Raw genomic sequence first — 26,337 nt, forward strand, 5'->3', positions numbered from 1 at the left:
GCAATTAACCCAAGACTATTGGGGCAAAAACACCGATAATTCCCCTCAATTATACGGCTCGCTGATATGACTCTTATAGCACTTAGCAGCCGACTCTAGATATAAAGCAATGGGTACCAAGTAATGGAAATCAAAGTTAACTTTCTCGACAATCTTAGACTTGAAGCCAAGTTTGATGATTTCACCGTCACCGCCGATCAGCCCATCCGCTACAAAGGCGATGGCTCAGCGCCTAGCCCCTTTGATTATTTCCTCGCATCTTCTGCCTTGTGCGCCGCTTATTTTATTAAGGTCTACTGCAAGGCTAGGGATATTTCTACTGAAAATATTAGATTATCTCAGAACAACATCGTCGACCCCGAAGACAGATATAACCAGATCTTCCAAATTCAAGTTGAGCTGCCTGATGATATTTCAGCTAAAGACAGGGAAGGTATACTGCGCTCAATCGATCGCTGTACGGTAAAAAAAGTGGTTCAGACTGGGCCTGAATTTAAAATCGAAACCGTTGAAAACCTAAGTGCCGACGCCAATGCCATGTTAATGGGTTCGAGCGACCAAGATGCCAGCACCTTTATTCTCGGTAAAGACTTACCCCTAGAGCAGACCATAGCCAACATGACCGCCATGCTGGCCGAGCTTGGAATGAAGATAGAAATATCTTCATGGCGCAACATAGTGCCAAACGTCTGGTCCTTGCATATTCGCGATGCCGCCTCGCCCATGTGTTTCACTAACGGTAAAGGCGCCAGCAAAGAAAGCGCGTTATGCTCGGCATTAGGCGAGTTCATTGAGCGTCTTAATAATAACTTTTTCTATAACGATCAATTCTTTGGCACTGAAATAGCTAACAGCGAGTTTGTGCATTACCCCAATGAGAAATGGTTCCCACTAGAAGATGACGACGCCCTGCCAGCAGGCATGCTAGATGATTATTGTTTAGAGATTTACAACCCCGATGACGAGCTGCAAGGCTCGCACCTGATTGATACTAACTCAGGTAATAGCGCGCGCGGTATTTGCGCCATTCCTTATCGTCGCAAGTCAGATGGCAAGACAGTGTATTTCCCGTCAAACTTGATTGAAAACTTATTCCTAAGTAACGGCATGAGCGCGGGTAATAACCTGCAAGAAGCCGAGGTGCAGTGCTTATCGGAAATCTTTGAACGGGCGGTGAAACGCCAAATTATCGAGCAAGAAATTGTCCTGCCGGACGTGCCCATGAGCGTGCTTGAGAAATACCCAAGTATTCTAGCCGGCATTAAGGGGTTAGAGGAACAGGGCTTTCCAATCCTGGTGAAAGATGCCTCATTGGGCGGCGAGTTTCCTGTGATGTGCGTGACCTTGATGAACCCAAGAACCGGCGGTGTGTTTGCGTCATTTGGTGCCCACCCAAGCTTTGAGGTGGCACTGGAGCGCAGCCTGACTGAGTTACTGCAAGGCCGCAGCTTTGAAGGCTTAAATGATGTGCCAAAGCCGACCTTTAACAGCATGGCAGTGACAGAGCCCGAGAACTTTGTTGAGCACTTTATCGACTCAACTGGGGTAATTTCATGGCGCTTCTTTAGCAGCAAGCATGACTATGAATTCTGCGAATGGGACTTTTCTGGTACCAGCGAAGAAGAAGCAAACGCCTTATTCGGCATTTTAGAAACCATGGGTAAAGAGGTGTATATCACCGAATTTACTGAGCTTGGCGCCAGTGCTTGCCGTATTCTGGTGCCCGATTATTCAGAAGTGTACCCCGTTGATGACCTCATTTGGGACAACACCAATAAAGCGCTACTTTACCGTGAAGATATCTTAAATCTGCACTCGCTGAGCACTAAAGCTTTGGTGAAGTTAGTCAATCGTTTAGAAGAGAGCCAGCTGGATAATCACACGGATATTCGCACCTTAATTGGCATAGTGTTCGATGAGAATACTCCTTGGGGTAAGTTGACTATTATCGAGCTTAAGATATTGATTTATTTGACGCTTGGCTCCCATGAAGATGCTATTGAGTTGGTGGGCGAGTTCCTGCAGTTTAACGACAATACTGTTCAGCGCGGTTTGTTCTATCAAGCGGTGAGCGCGGTGCTTGAAGTCACCTTAGATGAAGATCTCGAGCTTGAGCACTTTATCGAAAGCTTTAACAGAATGTATGGCAAAGACGTCATGGATAATGTCGTCGGTTCAGTCAATGGCACGGTGCGTTTTTACGGCCTCACCAAGACCAGTATGCAACTCGAAGGTATAGAGCCGCATTTACGCTTGATTGAAAGCTACAAAAAGCTTCACTTAGCCCGCAAAATTAAAGCCGGCTTGTAAGTCACCTAAGCTAAATAAACGCTAAGTAAAAAGCTGCAGATAAAAAATGAGCCATTGATGATCCAGTGGCTCATTTTTTTATCTGTACGTTACGCTAAACGCAGTGTTCGAACACTGTAATTCGATCACTGTAATAAGCTGAGACTAATTGCTCATCTGGGCCTTTATGCGTACGCAGCGGTGTTCTTCCTGGCGCGCTTCCAGCACCGCTCTGCGGGTGAGGGCGGACAGGCTAGTGTTAGTATTTAATACTTGATCTAAGGCGCTGATGCCGGCATAGCTACATGAGGTTGGGATAAGTGTGGTGCCGTAACTGCGCATAAACACTGGGCCTTTGCTATCTGTGTATGGCAGATTGGCAAGGCGCTGCTCTGCAGTAGCGGCACTAAACAATTGCTGCTCGCTGGGGTAGAGGTTCTCCATGGCGACGCGAATTTTAGAAAACGGCATGTGCTCATTATTTTCTATGGTGTTTAACCAACGGCGCTTAAGGGCGGCCTCTGGGCGAATAACTTCGGCAGCAATGGCGGCTTTCTCACCTGAATCTGAGTTGTCCCGGCGTTTTTCGGCCTGTAGACGCTGAAGGCTTTGGGGGAAATCGAAGCGATTCAGCTGCCTGATGATATCCCAGCGCAAATCTTGGCCTAGGGTTAACCCTTGCACCTTAACCTTGCCATCTAATAACTGACTGAGGTGACTTAAAGCAGCGCCATTGTGTGAGAAGGCCACGTAAGCATCGAACCAGCGGCGCTGGAAGTCGCTGTCTTTATGGCTTTCCATCGCGCGGCGTAGGCTCATTTGGCTAAAGGCTTTAGCGACTTTGTCAGTGTAGTTCTTTTGGCTTGGCGCCATCGCATTGAGGTAGTCCATGGCTTGGTGTAAGTTGGCGATAACTTGGCCCAAGATGGTGTAATCTTGCTCTAAAGGCGCGTTGACTAAGGCGACATTGATAAACTGATCTAAGCCTGTTTTACCGTCGACGACACTGTCCCACAAGCTTTGCCACAACATGGAGCGCAGCAGCGGATCGTGGACATTACTCAGTTGTTGTTTGGCGGTTTGGAATGATTTGTCATCCAGTTGCACCTTAACAAAACCCCAGTCGTCAAAATTGGGATAAACAAGGTCGGGGCAAATTTCACCAATGAGTTCAGGCACCTTGGTGAAGCGGCCTTTGTATGTCACTGCAACCACTTGCTGCTGCTCAAGGTAATGGCGGCCTTTATTAAACAGCGCCACTTGGACTTTTTGCTCTCTTAGTGTCGGAAATTCAGGACCCGGTACGGATTGAATTAACGCAAACTGACTTATCTGATTACCACTACACTGGAACTGCACTTTAAGGCTGTTAACCCCAGCGCTGTAGAGCCACTCTTTGGTCCAGCGGCTTAAATCTCTATTACCTGCATCAGCAAGACTATCAATAAAATCAGAGAGCTGCGCATTTTGATAGCTGTATTTTGTTAAGTATTGACTCACTCCTTGGCGAAACATTTCATCGCCGAGCAAATGACGCAACTGCTTTAAAGTCGAAGCGCCTTTTTGGTAGGTAATAGCATCGATGTTATCAAAAGCATTGGCCGTAGTAGCGACAGGCACTTCAATAGCATGGCTGGTGACTAAGCTGTCTTGATGGTAAGCCTTTTGCTTACCTTTGGCATAAAAGGTGCGCCAAGCATGGTGAAACTCTGTGGCTTCGCTGGTGGCTAAGGTGCCCATAAATGAGGCGAAGGATTCGTTAAGCCATAGGCCATTCCACCATTTCATGGTGACTAAGTTACCAAACCATTGGTGGGCCATTTCGTGCATGATTACCGAGGCTAAGCTTTCTTTCTGCTGGGCGGTCATTGGCGCACTAGTCAGGAAGTAATTTTCTGAAAAAGTAATCGCACCGGCGTTTTCCATGGCACCATAGAGAAAATCAGGCACTAGCAGTTGATCGTACTTTTTAAAGGGGTAGTTAATGCCAAAATAACGGTCAAAGAAGGCTAGGCCTTGGCGAGTGTAAGTAAACCAATCCTCCGGCGCGACTTGGCTTGCTACCGACTGACGGGCAAACAGGCGCATGGGGTAGGCGGCGGTGTCATCTTGCCACACATGGTAAGGACCTGCGTGCATAGAGAAGTTATATGGACTGAGTTTAGGCGTTAGCGGGAATTGCCATAAGTTAGTGGCGCCCCGTGCTTCTATACTGGTTTCACGCATGGTGCTGACCACTTGCCAGTCGGCGGGAGCGATAACACTCAGCAGGTAATTCGCTTTAAGATCGGGTTGATCGAACACCGCAAACATTTGCTGAGCTGCCGCGGGCTCAAAATGGGAATACAAGTAAACCTTGCCATCCACTGGGTCAACAAATCTGTGTAATCCTTCGCCATTGGTGCTGTGCTCGCGGCTAAAATCAACTTCTATTATGTTTTCACCGCTACTTAATAAGCTGGCATTAATTGTGATGTAAGCGCCGTTGTAGCTGGGGTAAATTTTAGTGCCGTTGACCACAAAGCGGCTGATATCAGCTTTATTTAAATCTAAGGTGATGGCTTTGCTGGTGCTGGATAAGTTAAACGTCACCTTGGTGGTTGCGCTGAAGCGACTATCACCGGTTAAGTTATAGGTGAGCTGATAGTTGACATCGGAAATCACCTTGGCACGTTCTTGGGCCTGAAATTGGCTAATAGAGGCGCTGCCATCGCGCTTTGAAGGGGAGGTGCTCTGGTTCGTTGAGCAGGCAGCAAGGCTTGCAAGGGTGACTGACAGGATGACAACTTTAAAAAAATCCACGACTATTTTCCTATGGGTTCAAAAGGTCACTAAAAAGCCGACAAGGTAGTCGGCTTTTTGGGCTAAGTTAGCTCAGGATTATAATCCTAAGAATGACTTAGATCTCGTTTTTCTGATTTCTTTTTCATCTGACCATTCAATCAAGCCTGTTTCTAAGTCCATCAGACGCATTGTCATCTTGTAATACACATCTGTGGTGCTGCCATCTTGCTTAACTATGCTAGATAGGTTGCCGTAAAGCATAAATTGAGCACCAATCTGGCGACCAAACTTGATGGCAGTGCTTGGATCCACCATGCCAGCATTGTTTTGATAATCAAGCTGTTTACGTACAGTGTCGACTTTAGTCATATCGATAAAGCGGAATTTACCTGAGCGCAGTAACTTGTTGCTTATGGTGTCTGTCACCGATTCTGTGTCGATATGCTCAGAGGTCTTGTTTTTGATCTTATCTACAAAGATGATCGGACGACCTGTATCGGTAATCGACATCACAGGTGGGAACACCATCATGCTGTCGACCATCTTAGCGGCGATGGCTTGCAAATCTGTGGAGCCAAAGTTTTCGTTGACGGTTTCAACTTCTGTGGCATCGCCATACTCAACCTTAGATTGACAGGCACTTAGGCCCATGACGGCGGCTAATACAAAAATAATTTTTAACTGTTTCATAGTCATTTCCATTAGTTAAAGTGGGCCTTAGTTTCTGATAACATTAAATTTAGCAATAAATGTTCAGTGTTTAAATTGAATTACAATATGATCGAGTAATAGCGGTAATTTCCCGCAGTTTCTATCACCCAGACCAAGGTTGTTCGGTTGGTTTCTACTTGAATATTAATACCGCTAGCTTGGGTTAACCGCAGTGGATAACTCCCTGCTGGCAGATATTGCTTAGCGATTTGTGCCTGCCTTGGTAGGGTCAGCCAACTGCGCCTGTCGGCTTGCTCTGACACCACATTAAATATTTGCATTAAAATAGCGGCGGGGTCGAGTTCATTGTGGCGATTCTTTGAGTCGCTGCGCACCCTGCGGGCCATCTCTGATTTAGTATACACACGCAGTGCTTGGCGCACTAATGCGGCAGGCAAATCCTCTTTTAATGCATTGATAGCTAAAGCATCAATATTGGCAATGGGCGCAGCATTTAAGGGCGTAGGCAGGCCATAAATGGGGCTAGGCATTGGTGCTAATCCATTGTTGGCATAGGTGGCCATGGAAGCGGTTTGCCAATTATCGTGCAGCCTAAAAGGGATCGTAATACTCTGCTTTTCTGGTACAAAGCCGCGCTCGACGATAACCACCACTTGGCCCTCATCAGCCTTAGGTTTTTTTATCTCTCCCCAGCGGCGGCGATAATCTTCATACTCATCCATGCCTAACTCTTCAGCTAGTCGGACTAAGTCTTGCTGTAAGCTGGGATTGTTGGGGCTTATTTGCGCAGCTTTTCGGTAATCGATAAAAGCATCGTTAGGCTCGCCGAGTAGTTCATGTAGCAATCCTGTGATGTAGTAGCTGTAAGCATTTAAAAATGAGCTAGTGACTGTGCCTGCGGAGCTGGATAAGCGGTTGACTTCATTGTCTATGGCACCATTAGCCATAGATTGCACCGATTTTTGAGATTTTTGGTAGCGCTTTTGCTCGCTAGCTTGTAGCTCGTTACTGCGGCGCACTTCTACTAACGCCCCTTGCAAATCGCCACTGAACAAGTAATTAAAGGCTTGGTATTGGTGCAACATAATGCGCTCAAACCCTGGGCCGCGATAAGGAATGCTATTGTCATTTAGCACTAGGCTAGTGGCATTGGCGCCTACATTAGACAGGCTCACTTTTGCTTGTTCATCAAATGCTTGATAGGCGTTAATTGCACTTTGATAATAATTTTTACTGGTCGTGAAATTACCGGACACTTGCGCAATACGGCCAGCTTCTTGGGCGTAGAGTAAGCCATCCTTGCCATTGATGTTATCGGCAAGTTCATCAAGCTTAGGGGCGCTTTGGCTACGCAAAGCTTGTTTTAACGGCTGGATCTGTGATGGGTAGTTAATAAAAATGCTATTCATGGCACAGCCAGATAGACAAAAGCTTAGGCAAAGTATTAAGGCGATTCTCATACTGGGTATGCCTGCAGCTGTGGTGACGGCTTAACTAGTCGCTCAATGAGCGTGATGCCATTGAGGTGGTCAAATTCATGTTGAAAGATACGCGCCTCAAAATCACTGAAGCTTTGTTCGATAAATTCGCCTTTTAGGTTTTGAAATCGAGTCTCAATATGTTGCGCGCGTACAATACTCACTCTGCACCCTGGAATTGATAAGCAACCCTCAATGCCCGCTTGAGTCTGGCTGGAATAAGACAATATTTGTGGGTTGATAATGACTCTAGACGCCGTCAGCGGTGCATCGGGATAACGCTCATTGGGGCGCGATGCCATAATAAATAGCGCCAATGGACTGTGAACCTGCCCTGCAGCTATGCCTACACCTTTTGCCTCCATCATGGTCGCCAACATATCTTCTGCCAACTGAGCTAAGCTGGCATCAAATTGACTTACCTTGAGAGCAACTCGATTAAGAATAGACTCACCGGTTAACGCTATGGGCAGTATTTGGCTCGCGGGCATAATCAGTATGGGTACTCCGATTGTTAGGACTAATGGCTGTGCTATTGGCAATGGTCGTAATGGCCATAAAATACAGTAAATTTGCTGAGGCTAATAAATCCCACCAGTTGCAATCTAGCTAATACTCATAAGCTTAGCTAATTCTCATTCACTATTAATTTAATATTAGTAATGGGGCGGCGGTGTTTCATCGGCTTCTGAAGCCATATTGCTGGGCTCTATATCCATTAACTTATTGACCATTAATGATATTTGCTGTTGCTGTTTAGCCACTAATTGGTTGAGTTTAATCACTTCTTGATTTAACTCTTCAACACTTAGTTCCTGAAAAGCCAATTTAGTTTCCAAGTCTTCGATTTTTTGTTGCAACTCTTGCATTGATACCTCTGAAAGTTCACCCGACTAACGCTTAACGCTAACCGATAAATAATTAATGCGTAATGTCCCAAGACTCCAGCAAGCCTTGGCTGCTAATGCTCACCAGCCTACTTGGACTCTGGCGTGCCACCGAGTATACAACGGCGCCGCGATTTTGGTTATCCTTAGTCACTTGAACTTGACGTCTGGCGATTTTTTTACCGGTTTTACTGTCCCAGAGAAACACTTCCTTGGAGGGCGTACCTGTCAATAAGTATTTATCTTGGTCGATAAAGCGCGCCGCAGAAAAGGTCATCTGGCGACGCTTGATATCAAGTTGGGTCTTTAACTTGCCGCTTTGGCTGTTCCACAAGGAAGCATTGCCCATGATATCGCTGGCAAAACTAATACTGGCGTCATCATTGAGTAATACTTTAGTGACCCGTGATTTCATCAGCCAGCGGTGAATCGGTTGGCCAGTTTGGGCATGCCAAAGAATGACTTGGGCATCATTACCGCCACTAAGGGCATATTGACCGTCGGCAGACACTGACACGCTAGTGACTTTTTCTGTGTGACCGAGGAATTTAATTAAGCTTTGCCTGTCATGGGCAAGAGACAAGACTGAACCATCCACTAAACCCACTAAAACTTGTCCTGTATTAGCGACTGCTACGGTCTGTCCCGATGCAGGTAAAGACCACCAACCAACAGATTTTCCAGTGGCTAATGACCATAATCCGAGGGATTGATTGGTTAGGGTGGCGGCATAAGCTGAATTTGCGGACAGTGCAGTGGCAATAACATTGCTTTTACCCTCACCTTGGTGCCAAGTGTATCTGATGGCGTTTTTTTCCAGATCCCATACTTGCACGCCTTGGCGTGCCGTACTGACTATAGCCAGCTTAGCATCTTGGGAGAGGCTGGCGCTGTAGCTAGCTTCTTGGGTTAATTGCAACACTTCCTGAGCCGATTTTTGGCAGCCCAACAATAAGCTTGAGTAAAAAAGCAGCATAAGCACTCGAACCATGAACTTGCCCCTTGAAAAATTGTCTCAAACGCAGTCATATAGAGCATCTTGCTATGTTAGCCAAGAAGCGAGTTTGAACATTATTTAATGTTAGCCTAATGGAATAACAGATCTAACTAGTATAAAGTAGCTAACTAATTATAACTCTAGGTTATTGTAACCACTAAAGGACGCTGAGGAAGCTTTAATGAAATCTATTTACAAATTATCGTTAGTTGCATTAGCTGTTGTTGGCTTGAGCGCTTGTAATCAAGATCAAGACGTAGCTAAAAAAGTAGAATTAACAACTGACGCACAAAAAGAAGCTTACAGCGTAGGTGGCTCTATTGGCCGTTACATGTCAGGTCATATCAAAGAACAAGAAGAATTAGGTTTTGCAGTTGATAAAGCATTAGTTATCAAAGGTTTCAGTGATGGTCTAGGCGAAGACATGCAACTTACTGAAGAAGAAATGCAGACAGTATTACAAGGCCTAGACAAGAAATTAAACGACAAACGTTTAGCCCAAGCTGAAGAGTTAGCCACTAAAACGGTTGAAGAGGGTAAGAAATTCCTTGAAACCAACAAGGCTAAAGAAGGCGTAACAACAACAGAGTCTGGTTTGCAGTATGAAGTTTTGACTGCTGGAACTGGCGATAAACCTGCGGCTGAAGACACTGTTGAAGTGCATTACCGTGGCACGTTAGTCGATGGTACTGAGTTTGATAGCTCTTACACTCGTGGCGAAGCAGCTAAGTTCCCGCTTAACCGCGTTATTCCAGGTTGGACTGAAGGCGTTCAGTTAATGAGTGTTGGTTCTAAGTTCAAGTTTGTTATCCCAGCTGAACTTGCCTATGGCGAGCGTGACACTGGTACTATCCCTGCAAACTCTACGCTAGTATTTGAAGTTGAACTTGTTTCAATCGAAAAAGCGGCTAAAGTTGCTGACGCTGCAGCGAAAAAATAAGCTTTTTTAGCACTAAAAAAAGGACGCTTGGCGTCCTTTTTTATTTTAAATTATAGCCACTTAAGCCGATAGAATATGGCCATCTGCATGGCGATAATAATGCCAAGTCCAATACAGAATGCAGTAAATGCCCAGTCTGTTTCAGCGCCAGGGATCCCGCCAATATTAACCCCGAGCAAACCAGTCAAAAACCCTAAGGGTAAGAACACCGCTGAGATCAGTGATAAGAAATAAAGCCTTTGGTTTAATTGCTCAGATTGTTGGGATTGTAATTCTTCATGGGTCACACTGGCCCTGTCACGTATGGTGTCGAGATCTTCGATAACGCGAATTAGAATTTCGTTAATCTCACGAATGCGTACTTCATCGGCTTCGTCGAATAGCTCATTATGTTCATTCAGCATCTTAAAGAAGGCTTCTCTTTGAGGGGCTAAATAACGTCGAGTCACTACGGTTTGGCGTCTTAATTCGGCAATATCATTACGTAGGTTTTTATTGGCTCTAGTGACAACTTGCTCTTCTAATTCATCAATTTCATCTTCTAATTTACTGATGAATTCGGCTTTTCGGTGAGTAAGCAACTCACACAACTGCATGATAAATGCAGCGCTGTCACTAGGACCTTTACCATGTTTAATGTGCTCAGCTAAGGTATGAATTGACTGCAGCTGACGCTCACAAGTGGAGATTATTCTGTGCTCTTCAGCGTAGAGGCGTATAGAGACCATGTCTTCAGGATCAGAGCCTGGGTTTAAGTTAATCCCCCGCAGTGCTAACAACATCCCCTTAGCTGTACTGACAACCCTAGGGCGAGTATCTAAAGCGAGTAGCGTATCGACCTCAACTTTATGTAAGCTGGCCTTTTTAATCCATGCTTGCGCTTGAGGCTCACGATAGCGCAAATGCATCCATAATAAGCCATCGCTGGGTTGCCATTGCTCCACTTGCGTTAATGTTAAACTTTGTCCGGCATTAGGACCTGTGAGTAACAAGCTATAAATAAAACCTGAAGTCATTGAAAATCCTATTGGTTTTCTATTTTCATAAAGAGACTAACCCATGGCTTGACGAGAGTTAATCGGCAATGCGTTGCTCTAAGCTCATGATAGTGGAGGCCTCTAATGCAAAACAAGCTTTTACGGTTTTTATCAGCAGATAAATTAGCTTGTGGAGCGGCATACTTGAGTTCCATAGGTTAAAATAGCTAAATTATCACCTGAGTTGAGTTTTATCATGGAATTTGAGTTTCGCCGTAATCGGTTAGATGGTACCGTTTTTGCTGAATTTAGTATGGAGCATGCTGTGCTGGGGCGCTGGTTTGCCCAAGAGCTTGGGAAAGATTTATTGAGTGGACAGGCTATTTTGGCTCAAATACAAAGTTTACAGGCGGGCAAGCAGGCTCAGTTTTTTCAAGCGGGTAAAGATATCAGCTTGGATATGGATCAGGAACAGGTAAGGGTGTTCGTCAACTCCATTGATTTTGACGAAGACTTTGAACTTGATGAAGACATGTCTCTTTATGATATGGAATCGGAAGCTTTTTGTGGTTTAGAGGATTTTGAGCAAGTGCTTCGCAGTTGGTTAAACTTCTTACAGCAAGATTAAGTCTGACTGAACTTGGCTGCAACTTATATGTTTTAATTCTATTTCTTGGTCTTATAACCTGAGTGGAGGTGAGATTAATATTTAATTGTTCAAAGTGTGAACCGCAGCAAACTCCTCTCTTGATATAGCCCGAATAATCGTCAGTATAGTTATTGTTGGATAAGTTTTGCACAGTTTGTCCTATGATTAATGGAATTGTAATCATCTAAAACAATAATAATTACATAGCGAATTCAGGCGCATAAGAGGGAATTGAAATGAAAAGATCATTGCTGCTATTTAGCTTGCTACTGAGTGCGACTCAGGTTGTGGCCAGCGATAAAACAGAGCCTAGGAATAACACCTACCAAGACAAGTACCCAGATCAATATCAGAGCTGGGAGAACACCAAAAAAAGCGCAGCCCTCCATGATGTGTTAGATCAAGATCCTAATCTGGTGGTGTTGTGGGCGGGCTACGGCTTTTCAAAAGATTACAACGCACCCCGTGGGCACATGTACGCCATTACTGATGTGCGCAATACCCTAAGAACAGGGGCTCCAACATCGGCGCAGGATGGCCCAATGCCTATGGCTTGCTGGAGCTGTAAAAGTCCTGATGTGCCTAGAATGATTGAAGATAATCAAGAGGCTGGATACTTCGCTGGCAAATGGGCCAAAGGCGGCGCTGAAATCGTTAATACCATAGGCTGCAGTGACTGCCATGAAAAAGGCAGTGATAAGCTACGGATGTCACGCCCTTATGCACAACGAGCCATGGAATCCCATGGCACGCCATTCAGCCAAGCTTCCGATAAAGACAAGCAATCAATGGTCTGCGGCCAATGCCATGTGGAATATTACTTTGAGAAAAAACCAGGAAAAGAAGGCTTTGTTAAATTCCCTTGGGATGCAGGTACTGGTGTTGAACAGATGGAGGCTTATTATGATGCACTTGAGTTTTCTGACTGGACCCATGGATTATCTAAAGCGCCGATGCTAAAAGCCCAGCACCCAGAATATGAAACCTGGCAGTTAGGCATACATGGCAAGAATAATGTTAGCTGTGTTGATTGCCATATGCCGACTGTTACCAATAAGAAAGGCTATAAATATACTGAGCATAAGATAGGTAACCCTTTGGATAGGTTTGATAATAGCTGCCGCACTTGCCATAGCCAGGATAAAGCCTTCCTTGAAAATATCATCGCCGAGCGCCGCATTAAGGTGAATGAACTTAAGTTAAGAGCCGAAGCGCAATTAGTGAAAGCCCATTTTGAAGCCAAAGCAGCGTGGGATGCTGGGGCAAGTGATATTGAAATGAAACCAATCCTATTGGATATTCGTCATTCACAGTGGCGTTGGGATTATGCGATAGCCTCTCACGGTATTGCCATTCATGCCCCAGATGTGGCTTTAAGTGTATTGGGTGGCTCAGTGGATAAGGCCGGTGATGCTAGGGTTAAACTAGCCCGCTTATTGGCCATTAAGGGAGTATCTCAGCCAATAAGCTATCCTGATATTTCCACTAAAGATAAAGCTCAAATCGCCATAGGAATGGATATCGAGCAACTTCGTAGCGAGAAAGAGGCATTTAAAAATACCTTAGTGCCTCAGTGGGAAGCGCAGGCCTTAGAGCGAGAAAGCCAATACGACTAACAATACTATCTGAACGATTAAGTTTCTTTATTGTTCATTAAATGCGAAGGCGCCCTAAATAACGGGCGCTTTTTTCTTTTGTTAAATTAACTCATCATTAATTCCATGGAAGTTAACTTAAATTCTTCAATTTCATTCCCGCCTGCGCCATTGAGGTGCATCAGCACAGTTTTAGCCTTCTTTGTGTGCACTAAGTTGGTGCGTTGGTGCTATCCATGTATACAGAACGTTAATTTTTTTATTTCAATACATATACTTAATTAATTGGCCTAAAGATTGAATTAATAAATTAACAAACCAGAAGGTTAACATTTTTGAAACAGCACGTAATAGTGTGGGCTTTTAGGAGGCAGGATGAAACTAGTCAGTGCGATTATTAAACCATTCAAATTGGATGATGTACGTGAGGCCATTGCTGGCATTGGTGTTGAAGGCATGACAGTCACAGAAGTTAAAGGATTTGGCCGTCAGAAAGGTCATACCGAACTGTATCGCGGTGCTGAATATCAGGTGGATTTTTTGCCAAAGGTCAAATTGGATATTGCCATTAAAGAAGATCAAGTGGATATGTTAGTGGAGGCGATTATTGCTGTAGCGCGTACCGGAAAAATTGGTGATGGAAAAATTTTTGTCACAGAGCTTGAACAAGTGGTGCGTATTCGTACCGGTGAACTCGATAACGAAGCATTATAAGAGGTAGCTATGGAAGAATTAACTAAGTTGGGTCTAACGGTAACTGAGCTGCGTTTCGCATTAGACACCTTCTACTTTTTAGTCTCTGGGGCGTTAGTTATGTGGATGGCGGCAGGTTTCGCCATGCTAGAGGCGGGGCTTGTGCGCTCAAAAAATACTACTGAAATTTTAACTAAAAACGTCTGTCTCTACTCTATTGCCTGCATCATGTATCTGCTGCTGGGCTACAACTTGATGTATGTCGGTAATGATGAGGGTGGCTGGCTGCCTTCCTTTGGTAGTCTAATTGGTAGCCAGGCCGATGATGCCGATCATGCTCTAGAGTCTGACTTTTTCTTTCAAGTGGTGTTTGTGGCAACAGCCATGTCTATTGTGTCTGGCGCCGTCGCTGAGCGCATGAAGCTGTGGGCTTTTTTGGCATTCTCAGTGGTGATGACTGGGGTGATTTATCCTATTGAAGGTTACTGGACCTGGGGCGGCGGTTTTCTTGCGCAGGCAGGATTTGTAGATTTTGCTGGCAGCGGCATAGTTCATATGGCGGGCGCAACAGCAGCCATAGCTGGAGTTTTACTACTGGGGCCGCGTAAAGGAAAGTATTCGGCCAATGGTCATGTTAATCCAATTCCAGGTTCTAATTTACCTATGGCAACGTTAGGGATGTTTATTTTGTGGATGGGCTGGTTTGGCTTTAATGGTGGCTCACAACTTATGGTGTCAGATGCGGCCAATGCCAGCTCTGTGGCTAAAATTTTCGTTAATACTAATTCTGCAGCGGCCTTTGGGGCTATCGCAGCATTACTCCTATGTAAGTACATTTGGGGGAAAGCCGATTTAACCATGATACTCAATGGCGCGCTTGCGGGGTTGGTGGCGATTACTGCAGATCCTCTGTCGCCTTCGTTATTGGCTGCGGGAGTGATTGGTGCATTAGCGGGCGTGCTGGTGGTGTTTTCTATCGTGGGGCTAGATCGAATTAAAATCGATGATCCCGTTGGCGCGATTTCGGTTCACGGCGCAGCTGGTTTATTGGGTTTGTTACTGGTTCCCCTGTCTAATGATGACGCCAATTTGTGGTCACAAATCTTAGGTATTGTGGTTATTTTCTCTTGGGTGTTCTTAGCATCGTTAGCGGTGTGGTTTGCATTAAAGCTGACAATGGGAATACGAGTCTCAGAAGAGGAAGAGTATAATGGCATGGATGCATCAGATTGTGGTGTTGATGCCTACCCTGAATTTGTCACGATAAAAAACGCGTCATAGGAGGTTAAACTCACAGCAAGAGAGCGTGGAATATACCCCCCAAAAACTGCTCTCTTGCTGCTTTTAGGTTAAGCTTAGTAAAGTTAAACCTAAGCCTAACATTGGGGAGCTTGATATGTCCGCTACTTTGCGTGAAATAAACCGCTTATCAATTAGCTATACCTTACTGGTGTTTGCCCTGCTGGCATTCATAGTAGGGATTAGTGATGCCGCTGCTGGCACTGTAACTGTGAGAAAGTCCTCTGACCCCTTCGATGCCTTTGCTGTGAGGGATGAACTGGCTAAAGATCACCAGTGGCAACAGGCACTCGCTCAGCAGCAACAGCTTGATATCCTTCGCTCATTGCCTGCCGGTTGCCTAAGCTTGATGACGCCTTATCCCTATTATTCTTGTGCGGCACTGTTTTATCGTCCGCACCAGCACCAAGGTGAATTGTTGTATATCCAAATTCCTGATCCAGCTGTCAGTTCAAACTAAACAGCTAATTTGGGCCAATGTCGAATGTATGCTTGGGATAAAGAATTCTACCTTTGCGGAACGCTAGAGTTGACTCAAAGCTTGGGCAAGTATTGCATACTTTTCGCTACTCTTAATGCCTTACTAATTACCCTCAATTAAGCACACTATTGAGATTGAGCATCTATGCTTAAGTTAATACGCTAAATTGAGGGCTGAGTTATGTCTTTTAAACACATAGATTCAGGCTTAAGGATTGAGTCTAACATCATTGGAGCGTTCCAAGCGTCCTTCAGTGCGAGCTCGAATTTTATAATGTGCCATTTTTTATTGAGATTATGTCAATATATGGTGCTCGCTTTATTAGTCAGCAATCTGTCAGGCTGCACCTCTAACCGTCAGATGACTAACCAGATTGATAACCCAGATATTTTTAATGATGCACTTTTTTCTGCAGATATTTATGTACCTGCACAAGAGGCTATTTTTGCGTTAAAAGAGCAGGATAAAGTTGAATTAAAGCGTGCGTTTGCTCGCGCTCAATCGAAGCGGCCGAATACTGTTTCTCCCCATGTATGGCTTGGACAGTATATCAATGCTCACAAGGGTGGGTTTACGTTCCAAGATCATGTGACGCGAGTCGCCGACGTCACCATGTCTGATAGACAAGGTAACTGCATGTCTTTGGTTGTGCTTTCTGCGAGCTTAGCTGAAGTACTTAATATTCCTATAAAAATTCAAGATATCGCTGTCGAGCCTATTTGGGATAGACGCGGTGGTTTTTATTTGGTTAACGGTCATGTAAACCTTAAATTATTTGCGCCAGTCGATAATCAAAGCATCTTAGTGACTCAGTCTGAAATTTTGGTAGATTTTTTACCTGAACGAGCCATTCGTGGTTATCGCTCAACTGAAATTAATAAACAACGTCTTATGGCGATGTTTTACAACAATGTTGCCGCAGAGGCCTTAGTTGAAGATGATTACGACACGGCTTATGCCTATGTAAAGCAAGCGCTTGAAACCGATCCTTTCTTTGTTTCTGCGGTGAACACTTTAGCGGTAATTTATCGTCACAAAGGACAGGATAAACTGGCTGAGACAGTCTATCGCCACGGTATTGCTCTGGATGAAAGCAATCTTATTACCTTGTATAACTTGTCACTTATCTTAGGTGATCAAAATAGGTTAGATGAATGGGCTGATATTCATCGAAAGCTTGAGCTCGCCCGAATTGCTAATCCTTTTTATTACTTTGATATGGCCCAACAAGCCTATTTTGATAAAGAATATCAAGATGCATTGATTTGGTATAAGCGTGCGGTTGAGAAAGCGGATTATCGTCATGAATTCTATTTCGGACTTTCTAGGGCTTATTGGGCAACAGGTGATGAGAGACGAGCCAAAAAACACATGCAAAAAGCCATACAACTGAGTAGTACGGATAATAAGCATAGGTATCAGTTAAAGCTAAAGGCCATGGAGGGACATTAGTGACGGAAAAGTGTTTTTGATGTGCTTTAAAGCTGATGTGGCATTTATTGCTAAAAGCGAGTATTTGCGACAATATTCATAATTTTGAGGTAAGACTTGTGAATAATTAAGATACTTAAGTCTATTTTAACCTATTTACGGAGCTCACATGGTGTGAGATTTTTTATTTACTATGTTTTTTATATAGCAAATACAATGTGTTAATTAATATTTTTTGATATGGTTAATGTTGGGTTGCTTTAGGGAAGTAAACTCATTAAATTGAAAGGTCACCTTAAGGTTAGTGCTGAGTTTCAATCAGTAACACACCAGTAGTTTACTGGGTAAAATGTTAGCTGCAATGAGATCTTGGGCGTTATTATTATCTGAATTTGGGGCTGACTCAGCGTCAGCATGGCTGTTGGAGTTATAAATCCTATGTATTATCAAAATGATGACCTTCGAATTAATGAAGTCAAAGAGCTGTTACCTCCAATTGCTATTCTTGAACGATTTCCGACCACGGAAGCGGCGTCTGCCAGCGTATTTAATGCCCGCGATAGCATACAAAAATTACTAGCCAAACAAGATGATAGATTGCTGGTGGTCATAGGGCCTTGCTCTATTCACGATCCTAAAGCAGCGCTTGAGTACGGCAAACAACTAACCCATCTTCGTGAAAAGTATAAAGATCAGCTAGAAATCGTAATGCGAGTGTATTTTGAGAAACCTCGCACCAGCGTTGGCTGGAAAGGCCTAATCAATGATCCCTATATGGACAATAGCTTCCAGTTAAACGATGGATTGCGTACTGCGCGTAAGTTGTTATTGGAGCTTAATGATGCCGGTATGCCAACGGCGGGTGAGTTTCTTGATATGATTACGCCGCAATATGTGGCGGATCTCATGTGTTGGGGGGCGATTGGTGCGCGCACTACTGAGTCTCAAGTGCATCGCGAACTGGCATCTGGGTTGTCTTGTCCTGTGGGCTTTAAAAATGGCACGGATGGCACTATTAAGGTGGCAATAGATGCTATACGCGCTGCTAATGCACCGCATCACTTCTTGTCTGTGACTAAGTTTGGCCATTCGGCCATTGTCTCAACTAAGGGCAATCCTGATTGTCATATCATTCTTCGAGGTGGACGCGAGCCCAACTATGCTGCAGAGCCTGTGGCTGGTATTCGTGAGCAGCTTAAGCAAGCTGGGCAGGCTGATAATATTATGATTGATTTTAGCCATGCCAATAGTGGTAAAGATTATCGTCAGCAAATGCAGGTCGCTGAAGTTGTGGCAGCTCAAATGGCCCAAGGTAATACAGGCATTATGGGGGTGATGGTTGAGAGTCATTTGGTTGCTGGGAGGCAAGACTTGGTGTTGGGTACTGAGCTTACCTATGGACAAAGCATTACTGATGCTTGCATCGGTTGGCCTGACACACAAGCTTTATTGGCAAGATTAAATCAAGCCGTGCTAGCAAGGCGCGTGCAGGCCAATAAGTCTTAGAACTGTGCTGGTACTAGTGCAGGTATTGGCACAGGTATTAGCACTTTGAAAGATATGTTGACCGAATTTGATTGGTATAATGCAGCATTGCCGCCAGATTAGGTTTTATGGGCGGCATGATTATTTATTTCTAATCAGGTGAACATTCATTAGGGCTTTGGCTATTTTGTATTCACCTTGCTGAGGTACTCATTGGCTTTGGCTAGGCTGCCAAATGCGGAGATGAGGTTGTTACGGCCTTTATCCTGTAATTCAGGATCCCTTGATTCAATCATCATCCAGACCCAAGTTTGTATTAGCGGTAGTGGCGGGTACTGTGGTTTTTTAGGATCCAACATAACAATTCCTTCAAGCTGACTAAAATCTAGCGTTAACTATTTGATGCTACAGGCTTAGTGTTAAATGTCATTATTATTTTGGCACTAGCGCAGTTCGGCACATGTACCAGCGGTACATTTTAAAATGCAGGGTAGCAAATTATATCCGCTGATTTAACTATTATTCTCAAAAAAACGACAAATTTAACTAATTGCTTACATTTTTATAATTCCTATGGGTTGCATGGCTTCCATTTGATCAGTCTAAAGTATGACTTGGCGGGCGGTTATGGTAAAGAAATGCAGCTATGACTTATTTATTACCACTTTGGAGACCCCATGCGTCCCTCTTCTTATTTTGAACAAGAACCCGCGAGTTTAAATTGGCGCGTCATGGAACGGCTAATGCCATACTTGCTTGAGTATAAATTAAGGGTTTTTTTAGCTTTGGCCTGTTTAGTGGCGGCCAAACTCGCAAGCGTTGGTTTACCTTTTATTCTAAAAGATATTGTCGATACTTTGAGCTTGCCTCAACACACCAGCAGTTTAGGCGCAGGAGGTTCCGTTTTGAGCAATGCGTTAGTGCCAGTTGCTTTAGTGCCTATGGCGCTAGTACTTGCCTATGGTTGCTTGCGTTTTCTCAATGTCATTATTGGGGAGATACGTGACACCTTATTTGGCCGCGTTACTGAGCGTGCTATTAGACGCTTAGGCTTATCTGTGTTTGAGCATTTACATGCGTTGGACTTGGATTTTCATTTGAATCGTCGTACTGGCGGTTTATCTCGTGATATTGAGCGAGGCACCAGTGGCATAAGCTTTTTAATGCGCTTTATGGTGTTCAACATAGTGCCTACCTTATTGGAAATAACCTTAGTTATTGGGATATTTTTCTACCAATACGGGCTTGAATTTGCTGCAATCACTTTAGTATCAGTGCTGCTGTATATTGCTTATTCAGTGGTGGCGACCCAATGGCGCACCAGCTATGTCCGTGATGCGGCTCAAGCTGATTCTATTTCAAATGGCCGCGCCATCGACAGCCTGCTTAATTATGAAACCGTTAAGTATTTTAATAATGAATCCTTTGAAGCTCATCGCTATGATGAAGCTCTGGCTCAATGGGAGCTGGCTAAGCGTAAAAATAGGCTGTCATTGTTAGTGCTTAACTCAGGGCAGGCGCTGATCATCGCGGTTGCTATGACTTTAATGATGGCGCTAGCCGCCACTGAGGTGGCAAACAATAAGATGACAATCGGCGATTTTGTGCTGATTAACGCCTTTATGATGCAGCTGTTTATCCCGCTTAACTTCCTCGGGTTCGTATACCGAGAGATCCGCGGCGCCTTAGCCAATATTGAAAAAATGTTCGAGCTATTAGCCCTGACCCCTAAGATTGTGAATTCAAGCAATGCTATCGAATACTCACCCCAAGAGGCGCAAATCGAATTTAATAATGTGCAGTTTGACTATGATGGCCGGCCTATCATTCAAGGCATTAGCTTTGTTGTGCCTGCGGGTAAAAAGGTCGCCGTCGTTGGTGATAGCGGCGCAGGGAAATCGACACTAATAAAGCTGCTGTTTCGATTTTATGATGTGGAACAAGGTAGAATCAGTATCGGCGGTACAGATATTCGCAGCTTGAGTTTATCGGCATTGAGGCAAACCATTGCGATTGTTCCCCAAGATACAGTGCTATTTAATGACACCCTATACGACAATATTCGCTATGGGCGACCAGACGCAACAGATGCGGAAATCAAGCAGGCGGCGCAGTTGGCTCACTTGAGTGAATTTATTGAATCACTGCCACTTCAATGGCAAACCAAGGTGGGGGAGCGCGGCTTAAAGCTTTCTGGTGGTGAGAAACAGCGGGTATCAATTGCCAGAGCCATACTCAAAGGTGCCAGCATATTGGTTTTTGATGAGGCGACATCATCTCTAGACAGCCACGCCGAAAGGGCCATTTTAGATGCCTTAAAGGCTGCAGCTAAAGGGCATACAAGTCTTGTGGTTGCTCACAGGTTATCAACCATAGTTGATGCCGACATGATTTTAGTCTTAAGTCAGGGGAAAATAGTCGAGCAAGGCACTCATGAGGGTTTATTAAACAAGCAGGGCTTATATGCACGATTATGGCACTTACAAAATGAAGTGTAATAGCCGAGGTTAAGTAGGTAATGGCAATAGTACTGGGTTGCTCTAGCTGGTAGAGTTAAGAGCAGCCTATAAGCCTGAGGTGTCCATCAGCTGTTGAGTTGGGCTTATGTCATAGCTATAAAAAAAGGCTTAAGCTAATAAATTGAGGCTAGAAAGTGTTGGGTTAAATTAATGTCGTGTTTTAGTGATAGGGCTAGGTTCTATGTGCTAGGTTTTATGGTTACTTGTTCTTGTCTCTTTGCCATGCATGGCAATACATCTTAAGTAAGGGGGTTGCAGAGGCATCCTCAACTAAACGGATAATTTTACCATTTTCAAAGCATACGCGCTGACCTTCAATTTCAGTCAGTTTACTGCAATTTTCACAACTGGTACTGACAGTTTTTTGTGTGATACTGATGCTTTGTGGCGTAGGTTTCAACATGTATCCCTTTCCGTTGATGCTAGTGTTTACGTTCATCTAATATGGCGCCTTAAAAAGGCGTTATGCCATTTAATTGAGTCGATATTTTACACTGAATGTTGATCAGGTTCAAAGTATTGCGGTTAATTTCCCTGAAAGTATTTATTTTACTATACAATTTTATGCTTTTTGTTAATTGGTTCTTATTTCGCTAAGGACTAGATTAAGTCATTAATGCTTCATTTTTACCATCTTCCCACTTCATATTGCGCTACATTTGTGGTGTAAAAATTATACCGAGTTAAGTTTTCACTTTTGGTGCCGATAGCATGATTATCGGTCATTCTTTATACAGCAAAGGTGAGTAATATGGACATCAATAAACAGACACAGGTCGGCGGGCACACTTCCAACCCAGCAGTTAAGCATGCTCATGGTCAAGATGTATCTCAGGTTGCAAAAAATCCACCTCAAATTGAGAAAAATCAGGGACAAGATGTTAAGCAAGTCGCCAGTAAAGCCACCGCATCAGAATTAAGTCGCCAGATGACCAATGCCAACATTCTTGCCGCTCAGGAAAAAGTACAATTAGAGTCTGGTGATAAGTCGATGACCTTACTTTATAAGGCGGCTGTAGAGGCTATCGATAAAGAACTGGCACCTACTCTCGGGGTAAACAGCACTCAGAAGCACGTGGATAGTAATGTCGACTATTCCCCTGAGGCAACGGCCGAGCGTATTGTCAGCTTTGCCACTCAGTTTTTTCCACTTCATCAAGAGCGTAATAGTAATATGAGCCTAGATGAACAGCTTGAAAGTTTTATGGGGATTATTGGTGGTGCAATTGATCAAGGCTTTGGTGAGGCTAAGGATATTTTAAAAGGTTTGCAGGTGCTTCAAGGCGATATCGAGTCTGGGGTTAATTCTACCTATGAATTTGTCCAAAAGGGTTTACAAGATTTTAGAGATAAAATTATTCCACCTAAAACCCCTGAAACTAGTGATTAGTCTATTTCGATTAATTATCAAGTGGTTACCTTGATTTTTTTCAGGTGTAAACCTTGAGGTGCATCACTATGTTCTAGACTATTGATTGGCAGTGATGATACAAGGTTAACCCTATTTGTTTTATTGATTTATTGTGAATGAAATAAAGGGGGAATGTATGTGGACTCAGGGTCAGGTTGTCGCTCGTAGAGATTGGAGTGACAAATTATTTACCTTATCCATTAAGGCCGAAATAGCCCCGTTTATTGCGGGACAATTTATTAAATTGAGCCAAGGCAATACTGACAAACGTATCGCAAGAGCTTACTCCATTGTCAGTGCTCCAGATGCCGAATTACTCGAAGTGTTGGCAGTAAAAGTGCCTGATGGGCAGTTATCCCCAGCGCTGCATCAGTTGGCCATTGGGGCCGAAATAGAAGTCAGCACTAAAGCTGCTGGCTTTTTGACCTTAGAGGAATTACCTCAAGCGGCGAACTATCGTCACCTATGGTTTATCGCCACAGGTACTGGTGTCGGACCGTTTATTTCTATGCTGCGCACCCAAGCTCCTTGGCTTAAATATGAGAAAATCATCTTGGTCTATGGCGTGAGTTATTACAGCGACCTTGCCTACCAAGATGTTATCCAACAGCTCCAGCAGCAATACCCTCAACAATTTGTATTTATCCCCATGGTGACGCGAGAGTCTAAGGCCGTTGAAGGCATGGCAGCATTAGATTGCCGTATACCTCAAGGGTTAGTTTCTGGTGAATTAGAAGCGCTGGCTCAAGTGGATATTTCGCCTCTAGATTCACAAGTGATGATCTGCGGTAATCCGGCGATGATAACTGAAGTACAAACTATGCTGCTTGAAAGAGGGCTGACTAAAAATCTGCGCCGCGCACCGGGGCAAATTACCTTAGAAAAATATTGGTGAGCCAAGGTGACATAGCGAAGACTTAAAACGCATGCAATTGATAATTATTATCACTTGTGTATAGTGATTAACCTCAACGCTGCCACTATTTAGAGGGATCCCAATGTTTGCTCAATCCATTAAAGTCGTTTGTGCCGTCATGGCGCTGACGAGTATTACCGCTAGCGCAGAAGACAATATTACCGTCTATTCATACCGTCAAAATTTTCTGATAGAGCCTATTCTCGAACAATTTACTGATAAAACCGGCATTAAGGTTGACCTGGTATTCGCTAAGGATGGCTTAAGTGAGCGCATTGCACGGGAGGGGCGTTTATCTCCCGCTGATCTGATACTAACCTCTGATTTTTCACGCTTAATGGAATTGGTTGATAAGCAGTTAGTGCAGTCGGTCGACAATCCTGAGCTACAAGAAAATATCCCAGCACAATATCGCTCACCTAAGAATGAGTGGTTTGCACTGACCATGCGGGTACGTAATCTGTATTCCTCTAAGGAACGCCTTGGTAAGATTGATATCGATTATGAAGACTTAGCTAAGCCTGAATATCAAGGCAAAATTTGTACTCGTAGTGGTAAGCATCCTTATAACATCGCATTGGTTGCCTCTATGATAGCCAACATAGGTGAGGCAAAAACCAAGCAGTGGCTCAACGGCCTCAAAGCAAACTTAGCGCGCAAACCTCAAGGTAACGATCGAGACCAAGTCTTAGCGGTTAAAGAGGGGCTGTGTGACATCGCCATCGGCAACAGTTATTACTATGGCAATATGATGGCTGATGACACCCAAAAAGCGTGGGCTGAAGCCGTCTATATTAATTTCCCTAATCAGGATAATCGCGGCGCGCACATTAATGTGTCGGGGATGGCGTTAGCAAAACATGCGCCAAATAAAGCGCAAGCCATCAAGTTAATGACGTTCCTTTCTGCCGATTTAGCCCAACAAAGCTATGCTGAAATAAACATGGAATACCCAGTCAAAGCAGACGTTAACCCTTCGGCATTGGTGGCCTCTTGGGGGGAGTTTAAGGCCGATAGTTTAGCCATAGATAAGCTGGCACAATTTCACCAAGCTGCGATTAAACTGTTGGACGAAGTGCAATTTGATTTGTAACTAGGATCTGTTTTTTGCGCTAATGCTGAGTATTGCTAACCTCTTAAGGCATGCCTTAGGAGGTTAGTTTTTATATAAGGCGCAAAACAACTAAAAAGAGAGGTATAGATGGTATTGGGGTTACGCCGGAGTTGGTCTTATCTTGGGATAGGTATCACGGCGGTGCTACTGCTGCCGTTGCTGGCTTTACTGCTGCAAGCCAGTCAGAGCGATGAAGCCGTATTCGCACATTTACTTGCAACTGTGCTCCCAACTTACATCATCAATACGTTAGTGGTTATTTTAGGGGTGAGCATAGGCTCATTAATGCTTGCGGTTCCAGCGGCTTGGCTGGTGGCTCGTTGTCAGTTCCCACTGGCGAAGTATTTCCAATGGGCCTTGTTGCTACCTTTGGCAATGCCGGGCTATATCGTAGCTTACGTTTATACGGATCTGCTGGATTACGCCGGCCCAGTACAGCGCAACTTGCGACTGTTCTTTGGCTGGAGCAGCCCACAGGATTATGACTTTCCCGCCATCAGAAGCTTAGGCGGGGCCATTATTGTGCTGTCGCTAGTGCTATTTCCTTATGTGTATTTATTGGCTCGCACCGCATTTATGGAACAATCATCGAACTTGCAGCACGCTTCAAAAGTCATGGGCTGCGGGCCGTGGGGCAGCTTTTTTCGTTTATCATTGCCTATGGCAAGGCCTGCATTGGCAGTAGGTTTGTCACTTATCGCCATGGAAACCGCCGCCGACTTTGCCACCATGAGCTATTTTGCGGTGCCCACTTTAACAACTGCGGTATACGATACTTGGCTCGGTTATGGCAGCCTAACGGCAGCAGCCAAGTTATCAGTATTTATCTTATTGATTATATTTGTATTGGTAGGCAGTGAACGCTTTGCTCGCAGAAGGCAAAAGCTCTATCAAAAACAATCCCAGCTAGAAAATGCTGACAAATACCTCCTCAAAGGCGTGAAAGCGTTTATGGCTTGTGGCTATTGTTTGGGGCTATTGACGACGGCATTTCTAGTGCCATTTTTTATTTTGTGCAGTTATGCCTTCGCGCGCTTTGACAGCAGCTTTAGTCATGAGTTTTTTCAATACAGCGGCAACAGTTTACTAGTGGCGAGCCTAGTGAGCCTAGTTTGCATCATCCTAGCCATGGTATTGCTATTCTTGCGCCGAGTGAGCCCAAGACCTATGGATAGCTGGTTAGCTCCCCTTGCCACTACGGGTTACGCTTTACCCGGTACAGTGCTTGCCATTGGGGTATTAGTGCCGTTAACTATGCTGGATTTTGCTATTAATGATGTGTATCAGTGGCTGGGTGAGAAGGGCCCAGGGCTAGTGCTTACAGGCAGCTTAGTGGCATTGGTGTTTGCCTTTTGCATTCGCTTTTTAGCCATATCTATCGGCAGCATCGAGGCCAGTTACAAACGATTGTCGCCTTCGCTTGATATGGCATGCCTGACTATGGGGCGCACCCCACTGCAAATGTTAACTAAAGTGCATCTACCTTTATTGTATAAAGGCATCTTCACTGGTGCCTTACTGGTATTTATTGAGAGTATGAAAGAGTTGCCTGCGACCTTATTGCTAAGACCTATTGGATTTGAAAATCTTGCCAGTCATGTGTTTCAGCTGGTGTCCGATGAGCGTTTAGAGCAAGGGGCATTGGCGGCAATTACCATAGTATTGGTTGGACTCATCCCATTAATCTATCTTAATTTTTTCCTAGAGGATGCCAAGTAAG

The 26,337-nt window shown here is 44.4% G+C and carries 23 protein-coding genes; 14 read left to right on the forward strand and 9 right to left on the reverse strand.

Features of this window, described 5'->3' with window-relative positions; translation table 11 throughout:
* Nucleotides 1-123: 123 nt before the first annotated feature.
* On the forward strand, nucleotides 124-2,310 hold the full coding sequence (locus tag H5073_RS04360) for an OsmC domain/YcaO domain-containing protein (RefSeq protein ID WP_182677357.1): 2,187 nt from the start codon (nucleotides 124-126) through the stop codon (nucleotides 2,308-2,310).
* A 144-nt stretch (nucleotides 2,311-2,454) separates the two neighbouring features.
* Here the strand turns inward: H5073_RS04360 and pepN are convergent, their stop codons facing one another.
* The 6 genes from pepN to H5073_RS04390 form a co-directional block, all read right to left on the reverse strand.
* Complete coding sequence (gene pepN, locus H5073_RS04365; RefSeq protein WP_182677359.1) at nucleotides 2,455-5,091, reverse strand: aminopeptidase N; 2,637 nt, start codon at nucleotides 5,089-5,091, stop codon at nucleotides 2,455-2,457.
* Nucleotides 5,092-5,169: 78 nt separating this feature from the next.
* On the reverse strand, nucleotides 5,170-5,763 hold the full coding sequence (lpoB, locus tag H5073_RS04370; protein ID WP_182677361.1) for a penicillin-binding protein activator LpoB: 594 nt from the start codon (nucleotides 5,761-5,763) through the stop codon (nucleotides 5,170-5,172).
* Between the two features lie 80 nt (nucleotides 5,764-5,843).
* Entirely contained in the window at nucleotides 5,844-7,205 is a 1,362-nt protein-coding gene (locus H5073_RS04375; protein ID WP_182677363.1) for a COG3014 family protein, read from the reverse strand.
* Nucleotides 7,202-7,714 carry a peptide deformylase gene (gene def / locus H5073_RS04380; RefSeq protein WP_182677364.1) on the reverse strand — a complete coding sequence of 171 codons (513 nt, stop codon included), beginning with the start codon at nucleotides 7,712-7,714 and terminating at the stop codon, nucleotides 7,202-7,204. The genes H5073_RS04375 and def overlap by 4 nt, the downstream gene beginning before the upstream one ends.
* A 165-nt stretch (nucleotides 7,715-7,879) precedes the next feature.
* A complete protein-coding gene (locus tag H5073_RS04385; protein WP_182677366.1) occupies nucleotides 7,880-8,092 on the reverse strand; it encodes a SlyX family protein in 213 nt (70 codons plus the stop codon).
* Nucleotides 8,093-8,144: 52 nt separating this feature from the next.
* The gene (locus H5073_RS04390; RefSeq protein WP_182677368.1) at nucleotides 8,145-9,101 is read right to left on the reverse strand and encodes a WD40 repeat domain-containing protein; all 957 of its coding nucleotides are present in this window, start codon (nucleotides 9,099-9,101) and stop codon (nucleotides 8,145-8,147) included.
* Between the two features lie 187 nt (nucleotides 9,102-9,288).
* Between H5073_RS04390 and fkpA the strand changes: the two genes are divergently transcribed.
* Complete coding sequence (gene fkpA / locus H5073_RS04395; protein ID WP_182677370.1) at nucleotides 9,289-10,047, forward strand: FKBP-type peptidyl-prolyl cis-trans isomerase; 759 nt, start codon at nucleotides 9,289-9,291, stop codon at nucleotides 10,045-10,047.
* A 50-nt stretch (nucleotides 10,048-10,097) separates the two neighbouring features.
* On the opposite strand, the gene H5073_RS04400 is transcribed toward fkpA, so the two are convergent.
* Nucleotides 10,098-11,063, reverse strand: a complete 966-nt coding sequence (locus tag H5073_RS04400; RefSeq protein WP_182677371.1) for a zinc transporter ZntB — start codon at nucleotides 11,061-11,063, stop codon at nucleotides 10,098-10,100.
* Between the two features lie 217 nt (nucleotides 11,064-11,280).
* On the opposite strand from H5073_RS04400, the gene H5073_RS04405 reads away from it, so the two are divergent.
* The 7 genes from H5073_RS04405 (at nucleotide 11,281) to aroG (ending at nucleotide 18,678) form a co-directional block, all read left to right on the forward strand.
* A complete protein-coding gene (locus H5073_RS04405) occupies nucleotides 11,281-11,652 on the forward strand; it encodes a YacL family protein (RefSeq protein WP_182677373.1) in 372 nt (123 codons plus the stop codon).
* A gap of 257 nt (nucleotides 11,653-11,909) precedes the next feature.
* On the forward strand, nucleotides 11,910-13,289 hold the full coding sequence (nrfA, locus tag H5073_RS04410) for an ammonia-forming nitrite reductase cytochrome c552 subunit (protein WP_182677375.1): 1,380 nt from the start codon (nucleotides 11,910-11,912) through the stop codon (nucleotides 13,287-13,289).
* Between the two features lie 354 nt (nucleotides 13,290-13,643).
* Nucleotides 13,644-13,982 (forward strand): P-II family nitrogen regulator, encoded by a 339-nt coding sequence (locus tag H5073_RS04415; RefSeq protein WP_182677378.1) that lies wholly within the window; start codon nucleotides 13,644-13,646, stop codon nucleotides 13,980-13,982.
* A gap of 9 nt (nucleotides 13,983-13,991) precedes the next feature.
* Nucleotides 13,992-15,242, forward strand: coding sequence for an ammonium transporter (locus tag H5073_RS04420; RefSeq protein WP_182677380.1), 1,251 nt, complete (start codon nucleotides 13,992-13,994; stop codon nucleotides 15,240-15,242).
* Nucleotides 15,243-15,357: 115 nt separating this feature from the next.
* Nucleotides 15,358-15,720, forward strand: coding sequence for a hypothetical protein (locus H5073_RS04425; protein WP_182677382.1), 363 nt, complete (start codon nucleotides 15,358-15,360; stop codon nucleotides 15,718-15,720).
* 327 nt (nucleotides 15,721-16,047) lie between these two features.
* Nucleotides 16,048-17,193 carry a lipopolysaccharide assembly protein LapB gene (locus H5073_RS04430; protein WP_182677384.1) on the forward strand — a complete coding sequence of 382 codons (1,146 nt, stop codon included), beginning with the start codon at nucleotides 16,048-16,050 and terminating at the stop codon, nucleotides 17,191-17,193.
* A gap of 417 nt (nucleotides 17,194-17,610) precedes the next feature.
* On the forward strand, nucleotides 17,611-18,678 hold the full coding sequence (aroG, locus tag H5073_RS04435; RefSeq protein ID WP_182677386.1) for a 3-deoxy-7-phosphoheptulonate synthase AroG: 1,068 nt from the start codon (nucleotides 17,611-17,613) through the stop codon (nucleotides 18,676-18,678).
* A gap of 161 nt (nucleotides 18,679-18,839) precedes the next feature.
* Here aroG and H5073_RS04440 read toward each other — a convergent pair whose 3' ends face one another.
* A complete protein-coding gene (locus H5073_RS04440; RefSeq protein WP_182677388.1) occupies nucleotides 18,840-19,016 on the reverse strand; it encodes a hypothetical protein in 177 nt (58 codons plus the stop codon).
* Between the two features lie 318 nt (nucleotides 19,017-19,334).
* On the opposite strand from H5073_RS04440, the gene H5073_RS04445 reads away from it, so the two are divergent.
* Nucleotides 19,335-21,155 (forward strand): ABC transporter ATP-binding protein/permease, encoded by a 1,821-nt coding sequence (locus H5073_RS04445; RefSeq protein WP_182677390.1) that lies wholly within the window; start codon nucleotides 19,335-19,337, stop codon nucleotides 21,153-21,155.
* A 220-nt stretch (nucleotides 21,156-21,375) separates the two neighbouring features.
* On the opposite strand, the gene H5073_RS04450 is transcribed toward H5073_RS04445, so the two are convergent.
* A complete protein-coding gene (locus H5073_RS04450) occupies nucleotides 21,376-21,579 on the reverse strand; it encodes a hypothetical protein (RefSeq protein WP_182677391.1) in 204 nt (67 codons plus the stop codon).
* A 348-nt stretch (nucleotides 21,580-21,927) separates the two neighbouring features.
* On the opposite strand from H5073_RS04450, the gene H5073_RS04455 reads away from it, so the two are divergent.
* The 4 genes from H5073_RS04455 to H5073_RS04470 all read left to right on the forward strand — a co-directional run bounded on the left by H5073_RS04455 (nucleotide 21,928) and on the right by H5073_RS04470 (nucleotide 26,336).
* Nucleotides 21,928-22,566, forward strand: coding sequence for a DUF5610 domain-containing protein (locus H5073_RS04455; protein WP_182677393.1), 639 nt, complete (start codon nucleotides 21,928-21,930; stop codon nucleotides 22,564-22,566).
* Between the two features lie 157 nt (nucleotides 22,567-22,723).
* On the forward strand, nucleotides 22,724-23,482 hold the full coding sequence (locus tag H5073_RS04460; RefSeq protein ID WP_182677395.1) for a ferredoxin--NADP reductase: 759 nt from the start codon (nucleotides 22,724-22,726) through the stop codon (nucleotides 23,480-23,482).
* A gap of 139 nt (nucleotides 23,483-23,621) precedes the next feature.
* A complete protein-coding gene (locus H5073_RS04465) occupies nucleotides 23,622-24,596 on the forward strand; it encodes an extracellular solute-binding protein (protein ID WP_404948372.1) in 975 nt (324 codons plus the stop codon).
* A 108-nt stretch (nucleotides 24,597-24,704) separates the two neighbouring features.
* Nucleotides 24,705-26,336 (forward strand): iron ABC transporter permease, encoded by a 1,632-nt coding sequence (locus H5073_RS04470; RefSeq protein ID WP_182677397.1) that lies wholly within the window; start codon nucleotides 24,705-24,707, stop codon nucleotides 26,334-26,336.
* Nucleotide 26,337: the final 1 nt, after the last annotated feature.

The organism is Shewanella sp. SR44-3 (assembly GCF_014163735.1).
Lineage (GTDB): Bacteria > Pseudomonadota > Gammaproteobacteria > Enterobacterales > Shewanellaceae > Shewanella.